The sequence below is a fragment of the Sphingobium sp. CECT 9361 genome (assembly GCF_918741285.1).
Taxonomy (GTDB): Bacteria; Pseudomonadota; Alphaproteobacteria; order Sphingomonadales; family Sphingomonadaceae; genus Sphingobium.
This window is the reverse complement of the sequence record NZ_CAKKNC010000010.1, coordinates 24,316-37,098: the sequence shown is the minus strand read 5'-3', so window position 1 is coordinate 37,098 and position 12,783 is coordinate 24,316. Positions and strand designations below refer to the sequence as shown.

Annotated in this window: 7 protein-coding genes and 4 pseudogenes; 6 read left to right on the top strand and 5 right to left on the bottom strand. The window is 58.6% G+C overall.

From position 1 onward, the window contains the following. Positions 1-48 precede the first annotated feature (48 nt). Both LQ220_RS14710 and LQ220_RS14705 read left to right on the top strand, forming a co-directional pair. Entirely contained in the window at positions 49-1,344 is a 1,296-nt protein-coding gene (locus LQ220_RS14710; protein WP_230188947.1) for a hypothetical protein, read from the top strand. Between the two features lie 201 nt (positions 1,345-1,545). Further along, entirely contained in the window at positions 1,546-2,550 is a 1,005-nt protein-coding gene (locus LQ220_RS14705) for an IS30 family transposase (RefSeq protein ID WP_230188946.1), read from the top strand. An 86-nt stretch (positions 2,551-2,636) separates the two neighbouring features. On the opposite strand, the pseudogene LQ220_RS14700 reads toward LQ220_RS14705, so the two are convergent. Next, positions 2,637-2,780, bottom strand: a pseudogene (locus tag LQ220_RS14700) (IS5/IS1182 family transposase); the annotation flags it as partial. 113 nt (positions 2,781-2,893) lie between these two features. Here LQ220_RS14700 and istA (LQ220_RS14695) point away from each other — a divergent pair. Further along, positions 2,894-3,765 (top strand): annotated as a pseudogene (gene istA / locus LQ220_RS14695) (IS21 family transposase); the annotation flags it as partial. A gap of 105 nt (positions 3,766-3,870) precedes the next feature. Here istA (LQ220_RS14695) and istB (LQ220_RS14690) read toward each other — a convergent pair. Next, the gene (gene istB / locus LQ220_RS14690; RefSeq protein WP_019054274.1) at positions 3,871-4,716 is read right to left on the bottom strand and encodes an IS21-like element helper ATPase IstB; all 846 of its coding nucleotides are present in this window, start codon (positions 4,714-4,716) and stop codon (positions 3,871-3,873) included. Continuing rightward, positions 4,713-6,185, bottom strand: coding sequence for an IS21 family transposase (gene istA / locus LQ220_RS14685; protein ID WP_230189033.1), 1,473 nt, complete (start codon positions 6,183-6,185; stop codon positions 4,713-4,715). The genes istB (LQ220_RS14690) and istA (LQ220_RS14685) overlap by 4 nt, the downstream gene beginning before the upstream one ends. Before the next feature lie 224 nt (positions 6,186-6,409). Between istA (LQ220_RS14685) and LQ220_RS14680 the strand changes: the two are divergent. The 3 genes and pseudogenes from LQ220_RS14680 to LQ220_RS14670 form a co-directional block, all read left to right on the top strand. Next, a pseudogene (locus LQ220_RS14680) lies at positions 6,410-7,106 on the top strand (IS21 family transposase); the annotation flags it as partial. Next, entirely contained in the window at positions 7,093-7,821 is a 729-nt protein-coding gene (gene istB, locus LQ220_RS14675) for an IS21-like element helper ATPase IstB (RefSeq protein WP_230188945.1), read from the top strand. The pseudogene LQ220_RS14680 and the gene istB (LQ220_RS14675), both read left to right, overlap by 14 nt. Positions 7,822-7,991: 170 nt before the next feature. Then, positions 7,992-8,753, top strand: a pseudogene (locus LQ220_RS14670) (Tn3 family transposase); the annotation flags it as partial. 113 nt (positions 8,754-8,866) lie between these two features. On the opposite strand, the gene LQ220_RS14665 reads toward LQ220_RS14670, so the two are convergent. Next, on the bottom strand, positions 8,867-10,309 hold the full coding sequence (locus tag LQ220_RS14665) for a benzaldehyde dehydrogenase (RefSeq protein WP_230188944.1): 1,443 nt from the start codon (positions 10,307-10,309) through the stop codon (positions 8,867-8,869). A gap of 132 nt (positions 10,310-10,441) precedes the next feature. Further along, positions 10,442-12,697, bottom strand: a complete 2,256-nt coding sequence (locus LQ220_RS14660) for a TonB-dependent receptor (protein WP_230188943.1) — start codon at positions 12,695-12,697, stop codon at positions 10,442-10,444. Positions 12,698-12,783 lie beyond the last annotated feature (86 nt).

Below are 12,783 nucleotides of genomic sequence, written 5' to 3'. Positions count from 1 at the left end.
GCACTGAATGGGCAAGCCTCGTCGAAAATCTGTCTTCAGGTGCGTCTTATGTGGCTGATCGATCGATATGGCGAAGGGCTCGGCGGCCCCCGCATCACCCTCCCAGCCCCGGTTAGGGCGGCGCTCGTGCGATGGTATGTCGGCGGAAACTCCCGGGCGGATGAGGAGGCGAGCATCATGCTCGTGCAGCAGGCACGCATCGGGAAGAAATGGATAGCCTGTGATTGCCTCGGCAGCGATTGCAGGCCGCCAATTCTGCTCCCGGTTTTCTTATCGGAAGCCGAAACCTACTATCTGCGGCGGCTTACCGGCTCTGGACGCGCCGAGCATGTACCCGATTGCCCGTTTTTTCGCGATCAAGCCACCAACCGTATTAGCCAGGTGCGTAATCCGGAGACACCCGCCGATCCGCCAACTGGCTTTTTCGAGGCACTCCGCCCGGCGCCCGAGAAGCTGGCGCAGCGGCCGGACGACGATAATAGCGACGATCGAACCAGGAATGCATCGCTTCCAAAACTAGCTCGCCTCCTTTGGCGGCTGATGAACGTCTCAGGGCTCAATGTTATAGCGCCGATCTCTGCAGAACCGACCGTGCGTTCGATTGGCCTGGAGTTCAAGAAGCTAAGCGCTGCCGCTGCAAGGATCGAAATCGCACCCGGGATCGAGCTTGGCAGAGCCCTGTGGACCCATGCCCAAGCGCTCGAAAGCAAACGGGCCTACGCATGCATTCGAGCGCTCTCCCGCACATGGCCACGCGGGCATGCGCCCCAAGGCTTTCTCACGATATTTGCTCAACAGGTCAGGGGAGCGACAATCTACCCTGCCGATTCCGATCCGATACTCGTGGCAAATCGGGTGCAGTCGCCGTCAGTCAGCGGCAATCCGGTAAAAGGGCCATTCTTGGTTATGATCTTGATAGGTCAGTATCCCGAAGCGAAAGGTTTAGCCCCATTAAGAGCTTACGCGCAGCCGGTCTTCTCCGGCAATCGCTTCGTGCCAGTTGAGTCGGATTTCGAACGGAGGGCTTTGCGCGTCCTTCTCGACGCTCGGCGCGCCTTCGCCAGGGAGGGAATGGATATAGCAATCCAGAAGCCCGTTTTCGACACGTTGACCCCTCTTGGCCCCTGCCGGCCGGACTTTCTGTTGGAAGCTCGATCGCGCCGCACCGGCGAAGTTCATCAACTCGTCGTGGAGGCTATGGGGCTCCTGAGCGATGAATACCGCGCCGCCAAGATCGCCCGGAATCCCAAGCTTGAGTTGATCGCACCTGTGGTCTGCATTTCCTCTGATGATCTGAAGATGGGTCGGGTTGCTAGAATTTTAGCGCAGCGATTATGGTGCTGACGAGTGCACGAACGCCTTCACGTTCATCTGGCGCGCCATCTCTAAGTTCGCGAAGCCACGCTATTATTCCAACCTAGAGGTCGTTTACTAATTTAACATATCTATTATTATCAATCCGGAAATTTTATAGCAGGGCGGATTCTAGATTGAAGTGCGAATTCCTTGGATTTCTATGGGGTTTCCCCTTTTCAAGGAATGCGAATGATGGGCAGATATCATCACCTCGGATTGGACGAGCGGCGAATATTATATCGTCTGGTGCAGACTGGGCGAAGCGTAAAGCAGGCTGCGATGGAACTGGGGCGTCACCCCTCGACGCTTTATCGCGAGATCAAACGCAACCGACATCTCGATGAGGAGCCGCTGTTCCGCGGCTATTTCCCTGCGGTCGCGCAGACCAAGGCTACGGGTCGCCGTGTGCGCGGCGCGAAAGTTGCGCGCCATCCTGAACTGGCCATCTATATCATTGATCGTCTGGCAGCGGCCTGGTCACCCGAACAGATCGCTGGCTATGTTCGCCGCCATCGCTTGGCCGGTCTCTCGATATGCCACGAGACGATCTATCAATATGTCTATGGTGGCGAAGGTCGTGACCAGGGATTGTGGCGTTTCCTGCCTCGCGCTCGCCGATCACGACGTCGGCGCTATGCCCGCAAGCCACGCGGCGTTCATATCCCGCTGGCCAACACGATCAAGGCGCGACCCGCTGAAATAGGCCGCCGGAACAGTTTTGGGCATTGGGAAGGCGACCTGGTGGCCTTCCGGCAGGAATTTGGCAAGGCGAACCTGACGTCGCTGGTCGAACGGCGTAGCCGATTTACGATCCTGACTCGCAATCCGAGCCGTCACTCGGCCGGTGTCATGGCTGGTATCGACAAGCATTTGAAGGCCCTGCCCCCTTCCCTTCGGCAAAGTATAACTTTCGACAGGGGGACGGAATTTGCCGCCTTTCTAAGCCTGCGAGAGAAACTCGGCATGACCAGCTATTTCTGCATGCCATCGGCGCCATGGCAAAAGGGCAGCGTCGAAAACAGCAATGGCCGGATACGACGCTTTCTGCCGCTCGATACGGACATCGCACTGGTGTCGGACAGAGAGCTCCAGGCGCTGGTCGACCGGCTCAACAACACGCCCCGCAAATGCCTCGGTTATCGAACGCCGCAGGAGGTGCTGGGAGAGCAGATTGCCATGCTTCAGGCAGGGTAATTTGGTCAGCCAGGGTTGGGGCTCGCCCCAACCCTGGCTGAAGTGTTATGCAAGCCAAGGAACTCGCACTTCAAATGGAAACCGCAGCGGCGCTTGTCGTATTTGACCGGCTTGTTGCGGGATTTTCTGCCCGGTATGCATGGGGCAATTCCCTTTTCCTGCAACGCATCGCGGAACCAGTCGGCATCATAACCCCGATCGCCCAACAGCCACTGCGCTTTGGGCAAGGTGTGTGGATCGGCGTGCAAAAAGGACCCCGTTAGCGGGGTGATCGGCGTCTAAAAGGGACCCCTCATTTCGATGGTTTAAGCAGCTGGCTGGATTTTCAGGCGGCGAGATCGGGATGTTGGTTTTGGAGACAGTTGTTCGGATCCGGCGCGAGTATGCCGGAGGCAAGGCGATCAAGGCGATCGCACGGGATCTGCATGTGTCGCGGAAGGTCATCCGCAAAGCGGTCCGAGCGCCGGAGGGCGCCTTTGATTATCAGCGCAAGGTTCAGCCGCTGCCCAGGATCGGTCCGTTCCAGGAGCGCCTGAACACGCTGCTGGAAGAGAACGAGCTGCGCGGCAGGCGTGACCGGCTGCGGATGACGCGGATCCATGACCTGCTGGTGCGAGAAGGCCCTTCGACAAGCTCAGGAGAGCCTTTGAGGGTTCTTACGATGCGGTGCGGCGCTATGCGACGCGCTGGAAGATCGAGCGGCGCAAGGATGCTGGCGATGGCGTCACCGCCTTCATCCCGCTGATGTTCAGGCCAGGCGAGGCCTACCAGTTCGACTGGAGCCATGAGGATGTCGAGATCGCAGGAGCGCCGATGCGGGTGAAGGTCGCGCATATGCGCCTGTGCGCGTCACGTGGGGTCTATGTCCGGGCCTATCCTCGCGAGAGCCAGGAGATGCTGTTCGACGCGCATGCGCGCGGCTTTGCCTTCTTCGGCGGCGTGCCAGGGCGCGGCATCTACGATAATATGAAGACGGCTGTGACGAGCGTGTTCACCGGCAAGGAACGCGTCTTCAACCGGCGGTTCCTGATTATGACCGACCATTATATGGTCGAGCCCACGGCCTGCTCGCCTGCGGCGGGATGGGAGAAGGGGCAGGTCGAGAACCAGGTGCAGACGATCCGGGGTCGCTTCTTCCAGCCCCGGTTGCGGTTCGCCAGTCTCGAAGAGCTCAATGGCTGGCTGGAGGCCGAGTGTCGGCGCTGGGCGGAACGGCAGCCTATGGCGCGGCGATCTGGATGAGAAGTTTCCGTCAATCAGGATGAGAACTGATCGTCGCGGTTTTCAAGTGGTGCCTGCTTTGATTGACGCTGGCAAGCGCTACTCGCAGGTTTGATTGTCGCTGCGCGACATTTCCTCGTTGGACTTGATTGTCGCGAAGGTCGGTGGCCGACCAGCGCGTGATTGTCGCTGGATCGCCGAGCGGCGGCGGTAGCTCTCGACATTCATCTCGAAGATTGTCGCGTGGTGAACGAGGCGATCTACGGCGGCGAGCGTCATGGCGGGATCGGGGAAGACCCGGTTCCATTCACCAAAAGGCTGGTTGGCGGTGATGAGCGTGGAACGCCGTTCGTACCGTGCGCTGATCAACTCGAACAGGACGGACGTTTCAGCCTGATCCTTGGTCACGTAAGCGAGGTCATCGAGGATCAGCAGATGATATTTGTCGAGTTTGGCTATCGCGGCTTCGAGCGCCAGTTCACGGCGGGCAACCTGAAGTTTCTGGACCAGGTCGGAGGTGCGGGTAAACAGGACGCGCCAGCCATTTTCGATCAACGCAAGGCCGATTGCGGCTGCCAGATGGGTTTTACCCCCACCCGGTGGACCAAAGAAGATGAGGTTGGCGCCTTTTTCGAGCCAGCCATCACCAGAACACAGCGCCGTCACCCGGGCGCGGGAGATCATTGGCACTGCATCGAAGGCGAAGCTGTCGAGAGTCTTGCCAGGTGGCAGGCGGGCTTCGCCCAGATGCCTTTCGATCCGGCGTCGGTCCCGTTCTGCGATCTCATGCTCAGCGAGCGCCGCAAGCAGGCGGGCCCCAGGCCAGCCTTCCTTGTCTGCCCGCGTGGTAAAGTCGGGCCAGATCAGTTTGATTGCTGGCAGGCGCAGGTCGTTGAGGATGAGGCTCAGACGCTGGGCGTCGATAGCGGGTGCGTTCCGGCTCATGCGGCTTCTCCCGCCAGGAGAACATCATAGGTGACAAGGGGGACCAGTTCCACCACCACGTCGGGAAGCGCCGCCGGATCGGGAGCGAAGCGTATTCGCAAGGCATCCATGTCGGGGAGACGGTTAGCAGCCACGTCGGCTGCCAGCAGTTCCGCGAGTTCGGCTTCGCAGGCTCTTTCGTGCGCCATTGCCAACAGTTCTACCATCTGCCGATAAGCGATCCGTTCAGGCAATGCGGCGATGAGCCGGTCGAAGGTCTGACGATAAGGTTCCCTTGGGAAGAGCTGGTCACGATAGACCAACTTCAGGAGCGCCATGGGTTTGCGCCGCAGGCTATGGATGACGTGCCGATAATCGACCACATGGCCGTGGGAGCCGTTATTGAACGACCGCCCCCGCGGCAATGTCATGAGGTGAGTGCCGCCGATGAACAGATCGAGGCGATCATCGTAAAGCCGAACGCGCAGCCGATGCCCGATCAGCCGTGAGGGCACGGTATAGAACACCTTACGAAGCGTGAAGCTGCTGGTCGAGGTGACCGTGACGATCGTCTCCTCATAATCGCTGGTGCGCGCGCCAGGCAGGGGCTGCAATACCGCACGCTCGGCGTCTATGCGTGGGCCGTTGCGCCGGTTCTTGCGGCTGACGACTTCGTCGATGAAGTGCCGGTAACTCGCCAGATCATCGAAGTCTCGCGAACCACGCATCAGCAGCGCGTCCTTTATTGCTGCCTTCAAATGCCCGTGCGGGCTCTCGATCCCGCCATTCTCATGGGCAACGCCGCGGTTGTTGCGCGTCGGCGTCATGCCATAATGTTCGCACAGCGCGTCATATCGCAGCGTCAGATCTTGCCGGGCATCAGCGTCCAAGTTGCGAAACGCGGCCGACAGGCTATCGCTGCGATGCTCAACCGGGGCACCGCCGACGGCCCACAGGGCATTTTGCAACCCTTCTGCAAGCGCGACATAGCTCTCGCCGCCCAGAATGACATGGACGTGTTCGAAGCCCGACCATATCAGCCGAAAATGGTAGAGCCGATGATCGAGCGGCACGCCGACGATCGTTACGTGCTCATCGTTCATCTCGGTGAAGTCCGACAGGCCAAGCCGTCCCGGCTCATGCACCTGCCGGAAGATCACTTCCTGCTCGGGACCATGGATCGCCCGCCATGTTCGGATCCTTCGCTCCAATGTGCGCCGAATGCGCCCATCAAGCTCAGGGTGACGGCGACATATCTCCTCGAAAATTGCCACTGACCGCAAACCAGGCGCAGCCTGGAGCATGGGGACCACATCCTCGTCGAAGATCCCGGCTAACGGGTCCGGGCGTCGCCGCTCTCGCTGGACCTGCCTTTGCGAGGGAAGCCGAGGATCTCCCTCGATGCGATATGCGGTCGCCGTGCTGATACTGGCCTTTGCGGCGGCGATCGGAACGGCATGGGTATGTCGGAGCTTCATGTAGAGCCTCATCTGATGATCGTTGACGTGGCGGCCCGGCATGAACGACATCCCCTCTCGCGAAGTTATGCCTTTGAATACCTGACCGGCCGCAACCATCAGAAACGCCCCGGAAAGGGCGACATCGCCACCTGCTGATCCGGCTCCGGGCTACGCCCTACGCCGCATCAGCAGGTGGCGATTCTCATCTTGATTGACACGCTCTCTCATCCTGATTGTCGCGCGGCAGGCAGCCCCATCCCGAACAGGGAGATCTGACCGTGGCGCAGGTGCTGGAGATCGAACGATCTGCGCTGCAGCCGATGCTGGGACCGTTCGACGGCTTCAATGAGAGCGAGCATGCCGTGACCGGCACCTGCCTGATCAGCTTCGACCGCAACCGCTACTCGGTGCTCTCGACGGTGGCACGACGCACGGTGCAGGTCCGCGCCTATGCCGACCGCATCGTCGTTCGCTGCGGCGAAGAGGTTGTCGCTGAACATCCTCGCTACTTTGGGCGCAACCGCACGATCTATGACCCCTGGCATTATCTGCCGGTGCTGGCCCGCAAGCCTGGCGCGCTGCGGAACGGTGCCCCCTTCCAGGACTGGGATCTGCCACCGGCGCTTGCCCGCCTGCGCCGCAAGCTGGGTAATGGCGACTTGCCTGTCCTGAGCGGCTGGCTTGCCAGCCAGTCGAAGGGCCGATCGCCGGTTCGTCCGTGTACTGTCGGCCGTACTGACCGATCGCCTGGAGCCTGTCGAAGCCGCTGTGCGTGAGGCACTGGCGACGGGCACGGCAAGCGACGACCTGATCCTCAACATCCTGGCACGACGCCGGGAACCCCCGCGTCCGCTGACGATCATCACCTCTGAGGATAGCGCCTTGCGCCATCCCCCGATCGCCGACTGTGCCCGTTACGACCAGCTGAGGACCTTCGATGCAGCGGCATGACATGATCGAGGCCATGCGCGGCCTTGGCCTCAAGGGCATGGCGGGCGCGTTCGACGATGCCGTTACCACCGGGCTTCAGCGGCAGCGCACCACCATGGAGATACTGACCGACCTTCTGCGAGCGGAGGCGACGCATCGTCATGCCGCGTCGATCCGATACCGGATGGCCGCTGCCAGGCTGCCAGTCGTGAAGGACATCGACGCCTTCCGGTTCGAGGGTACGCCGATCAACGAGGGGCTGGTGCGTTCATTGCACAGCGGCGCGTTCCTGCCCGCACGGCGCAATATCGTCCTGGTCGGCGGCACAGGCACAGGAAAGACCCATCTGGCCATCGCCATCACCGCCAATGTTGTGCGCTCCGGCGCCCGGGGCCGCTACTTCAACACGGTCGATCTGGTGACCCGCCTCGAAGAGGAAGCCAGGATCGGCAAGAGCGGCGCTCTCGCCGCCCAGCTATCCCGTCTCGATCTGATTGTACTCGACGAACTGGGCTATCTGCCGTTCGCTCGATCAGGCGGCCAGTTGCTGTTCCACCTGGTCAGCAAACTCTATGAGCAAACCAGCGTCATCATCACCACCAACCTCGCCTTTGGCGAGTGGCCCACCGTGTTCGGCGATCCCAAGATGACTACCGCGCTCCTCGACCGCGTCACCCATCATTGCGACATCGTCGAGACCGGCAATGACAGCTGGCGCTTCAAAAACCGAAGCTGATCCGCCCCAGCGGCGATCAATTAATAGATGCCTTGCGCTGCGCGCGCCTCCGGTCGGGCTACGCCCTCCCTACGCCGCGCGCAGCGCAAGGAAGCCCGTCACATCAACGTTCCGCCATCCTGACAGGGGGTCCCTTTTGCGCGCCGATAAGGGGTCCCGTTTGCACGCCGATTGACAATCATGGTACCGGGCTTGAGATCGATACGCATTACACCGACACCGGCGGTGCGACCGATCACGTCTTCGCGCTGTGCCGGATGTTGGGCTTTCGCTTCAGTCCGCGCCTGCGCGATTTTCCCGATCGCCGCATGGCCTGCATCGAGGCGCCCGGACAGTATCCGTCGCTCAAGCCGTTGCTGGGCGCCCGTGTAAAGGTCGATGTTATCCGCGAGCACTGGGACGAAATCGTCCGGCTTGTCGCATCGCTGAAGGCAGGCACCGTCCTGCCTTCAGCGATGCTGCGCAAGCTCGCCGCCTACGAACGCCAGAATCAGCTCGACCTCGCGCTTCGCGAGATCGGCCGCGTTGAGCGAACATTGTTCATGCTGGATTGGCTGGAGAGCCCGGCCCTGCGCCGCCGATGCCAGGCAGGCCTCAACAAATCCGAGCAGCGCCACTTTCTCACGCAGGCGATCTGCACCTTCAAACAGGGCCGCATCGCCGACCGCACGCATGAAGCGCAGCAATTTCGGGCGTCGGGTCTCAACCTCGTCATTGCCGCCATCGTTTATTGGAACTCGACCTACATAGCCGACGCGGTTGCTCACCTCCGCGCGATCGGCGAGCCCGCGCCCGACGAGTTGCTGGCGCACACCTCACCCGTGGGCTGGGGTCACATTGCCTTTTCGGGTGACTTCCTGTGGGACCGAGCTGCCGCTATGCCGACCGGACGCCGACCGCTCAACCTGGGGCGAATGAGTCTGGCGGCATGATCGTACCTGACGTTCGTGATGCGTTCTCCCTTAGCGCAATTCAGAGAGCATCCGTTGCGATGACCTCTATTCAGTGGGATTAGACCAAAGATCATCGACAGATGACGTCGCCTTCAGAAAGGATAAGCGGGTGCAGCGCCACGGATAGTTACCCATTGCCATTGTGAGAATTCATCCCAATTGGCTGGACCGCCTATGCTGGTACCATTACCAGATTGCCCCCTGCCACCAAAGGGGTTGACCACATCGTCGGCTACTGTCTGATCATTGATGTGCAAGAGGCCGGTGTTTAATTTGGCGCCCAGTGCCATGGCGCGACCAACCGAACTTGAAATGACACCTGCGGACAAACCATATTCGGTATCATTCGCCAACCCGATCGCGTCCTCATCATTTTTGAAAGGCGTCAACAGGGCGACGGGTGCGAACATCTCATCCTTAAACGCACGCATGGCAGGCGTAACATCGACCAAAACGGTCGGGGCCAGAAACAACCCGTCCGCTGTGCCGCCCGCTTTAAGCGAAGCACCTGCCGCAACCGTGTCCCCAATGATCGCAAGCGCGCGATCGACCTGCGCCTGATTGATCAAAGGACCAAGAGCGCCCTGCCCGCCTGCGGCATCGCCCATCGGCAGAGCATTGGCTTTCGCCACCAGTTTTTCGACCAGAGCGTCGTAGATCGATTCCTGAACCAATATTCTTCCGCTCGCCATGCAGATCTGTCCCTGATGGAGATAGCTTCCCCAGGCAATATTCGAAGCTGCAATATCCAGATCGGCGTCATCCAGAATGATCAGCGAATTCTTGCCGCCCAGTTCCAAAGACAGTTTCTTGAGATGGCCACCGGCCAGCGCGCCAATTTTCCGACCGACTGCGGTCGAACCTGTAAACTGGATCATGGCGATATTTGGGTCGATGCAGAGGGCTTCTCCCGCCTCGCCACCGCCTGGAACCACCGTCAAAACATCTTCAGGAAGTCCGGCAGCCGTAAAAAGCTGCTGCATAAGCAATCCGCCGCTGATGGTTGTTCGCGGATCTGGCTTCAGTACGACCGCGTTGCCGACGGCAAGCGCCGGGGCGACCGCCCGTAATCCCAGATACATGGGGAAATTAAAGGGTGAAATAACGCCTATGACACCCAACGGCATTCTACGGCAGAAACTGAGACGCCCATGGTCACTTGGCAAGACAAGGCCAGCTGGTTGCGATGGCATCGCAGCCGCTTCTCGCAACGCCTTTACGACGATCGACACTTCAAACCCGGCCTTGCCTCCAGCCGACCCGGTCTCTCGCATCAGCCATCCGATATAGAAGTCGGCATTGCTTTCCATAAGATCGGCCGCTTTGCGCAGCACAGTCGCGCGCGCATCAAAGGGCAATGAGAACCAGCTAATCTGGGCCTTTCTGGCCCGCCGCGCTGCATCCCGTATATCCTTTGCATCGCCAAAATTCACCGACAGCAAGACCGCTCCGCTGGCGGGATTCACCATGTCAGTGCCATTGCCGGGTGCTGCGATCCACGGTCCGTTCAAAGGTAGCTCTAGGGCGTCTTGCATAGGATCCTCTTCCATTGGCCGTCGCGCGGCTAAATTTCCATGATGGATACATCTTTGCGAGTTCCATCACTCAAGAAATCTGATTGAAAGTGGAAGCGCCGGCAGGATTGCAAACCGGCGCTTCCTTTACGATCAGAATTTATAATTCATCGATACGCCGTAAGTTCTTGGCGTACCCAGATGATTATAATCGAAGCCAAAGCCGCTCACATCGATACGGGCCGTGGCATAGAATTTATTCGTCAGATTTTTCCCCCAGATGGATGCCGTAAACGGACCACGCTCGAAATCGATATGACCATCGATGAGGGCATAACCGCTTTGCTTGAGCCGCGAAATGTTGAGCACCTCAAAATACTGGCTGGATACATAGCTGATACCGGGGTGAAAACTGAGACGACTTGAACCATCATCAAAGGCCTTGAAATCCAATCCCGCCGACATGTTTGTCGATGGCGCGTTGGACAAATTGTTGCCCTTCAGATCAACGCCGCTCAGTGTCCCCTTTTTAATACGCGTGCTGAGCAAGCCCAAACCGGCATGCAGGTCGACCATGTCATTAGCGCGCACCGTCAGTTCAAGCTCAGCACCGTAGACGCGCGATTTTTCCAAATTACCCAGTGTTTGGGCGCTCGTCTGCGGATTTACATTAATGAACTGCTGATTTTTATAGCCATAGTAAAAGCCTGCACCATTCAACGTGACACGCTTGTCGAAAAACTGGGTTTTCGCGCCTGCCTCAAAAGAGTCGATGGTTTCAGGTTTGGCTATAGTGACTTCGGAAACATCAAAAAAGGCCTGAGCATTGAAGCTGCGGGCGCGGTAGCCGCGACTGTAATTGCCATATAGGAGAACCGATCGCGAAGGCTTGTAGTCAACCCCGATCTTACCCGAGACATTGTCCGTTTTGAACGAACGGTTGCTCGATGGGATGAGCGAAGCGACGAAAGTGCCATCCACACCAAAGGCGTCGGACTGCAGCCCGCTCTGCCTACCATCGTCATGTGTAAAGCGAAGGCCGCCGCGCAACGTGAAACCGGCGCCAAATTCGAGCCTGGCATCGCTGTAAAGCGCATAGCTATGCTTGAGCTGGTCGAAACGGTTCGTAACATTGCAGGCCAGTGGCAGACCATCGGCGCAATCCTGTGCATTGAGTGCGCCGTCGCCGTTCACATCCAGATCGCGATACGATCCCAGTGTCGATGTATTGAACACCTTCTCCCGGTTGTAATATGCGCCCAGAATGAAATTGAACGCCCCCTTCCAATCACTTGTCAGGCGAAGATCCTGCGTGATCTGTTGCGCACGATCACCATAGGAAATTTCCAGCGTCCGTACGGGGCCGCCATCGTTATCCTCGCCGACATTCAGGGTACCCTTATCATAGGAAGTAACCGACGTTATCGACAAGTCGTTGCCGACATCAATGTTCGATGTGAGCGAAACAGCATAGGTACGTGCTCGCCTGCGTGGCGTTTCGTTGGATTCAATTTCTCTGCGCTTGAGGCCTGTGCGGAAATAGCTGCTTCCCTGACCAAAAGACTCATACACCCCATTTCCTACGCCATTGGCACCAGGCACCGCGTAGACCCCATAATTATAGGGATTTTGCAAACTCGTCGACGCGCGAAGAAGGAATGACACGCCCGCAGACGGCTCCCACAGCAGCGATCCCTTGATACCATATTCACGGACACCCTGAAGATCGGGTTGGCCGGGCAATTGATTTTTGAACCAGCCATCTGCGCGCGCGAATGTGAATGCGACGCGCGCTGCGAGTGTGCTCGTCAAGGGCGTGTTGATGGCGCCGCTGATTTCATGCCGGTTAAAATTGCCATAGCCTGCGCTTAAATAGCCTTCGGTTTTGAATACCGGCTTACGGCTGATAAGATTTATAGCGCCGCCAGTCGTATTCTTGCCGTAAAGCGTACCCTGGGGACCGCGCAATACTTCGACCCGTTCAAGATCATAGAGCGCTACGCCAAGAAATGCGAAATTGCCTTTATAGACTTCGTCATAATAGGTCGCCACCGCCCCGGATTGATTGAGGCTGAAATCGGACATGGACACGCCGCGCAGTGAAAAGATCGGTGTTCCTTCACCTACCGCTGCGGTCAGTTGCAGGTTTGGAATCTTGGTTACGATATCGTCCACTTGGGTGATCCGCTGCTTCATGATGGCATCGCCAGCGAGAGCGGACACAGAAACTGGCACATCCTGAAGACGTTCGCTCCGTTTCTGTGCGGTCACAACAATATCCGGTGAACCCTGATCCTGATTCTGCAAGTCCGAACTGGCATTTTCTGATTGGGCCATAGCAGCAGGGGAAGCCCCCGCCATGAAGAGCACAACCATTGTCGTCACCGAATCTCTGAAACTATTCATCATTATTCCCCTTTAGTTTTCTGATTGTACGATTTTATGATCGGCAGATTTTTGAATATTGCGATCGTGCAGCGAACACATGCTGGCAA

What these genes read in the sequence shown, in the direction of transcription:
- LQ220_RS14710 (WP_230188947.1), top strand. Translation starts at nt 49, where the DNA reads ATGTGGCTGATCGATCGATATGGCGAAGGGCTCGGCGGCCCCCGCATC.
- LQ220_RS14705 (WP_230188946.1), top strand. Translation starts at nt 1,546, where the DNA reads ATGATGGGCAGATATCATCACCTCGGATTGGACGAGCGGCGAATATTA.
- istB (WP_019054274.1), bottom strand. Translation starts at nt 4,716, where the DNA reads ATGAGCCGGAACGCACCCGCTATCGACGCCCAGCGTCTGAGCCTCATC.
- istA (WP_230189033.1), bottom strand. Translation starts at nt 6,185, where the DNA reads ATGAGGCTCTACATGAAGCTCCGACATACCCATGCCGTTCCGATCGCC.
- istB (WP_230188945.1), top strand. Translation starts at nt 7,093, where the DNA reads ATGCAGCGGCATGACATGATCGAGGCCATGCGCGGCCTTGGCCTCAAG.
- LQ220_RS14665 (WP_230188944.1), bottom strand. Translation starts at nt 10,309, where the DNA reads ATGCAAGACGCCCTAGAGCTACCTTTGAACGGACCGTGGATCGCAGCA.
- LQ220_RS14660 (WP_230188943.1), bottom strand. Translation starts at nt 12,697, where the DNA reads ATGATGAATAGTTTCAGAGATTCGGTGACGACAATGGTTGTGCTCTTC.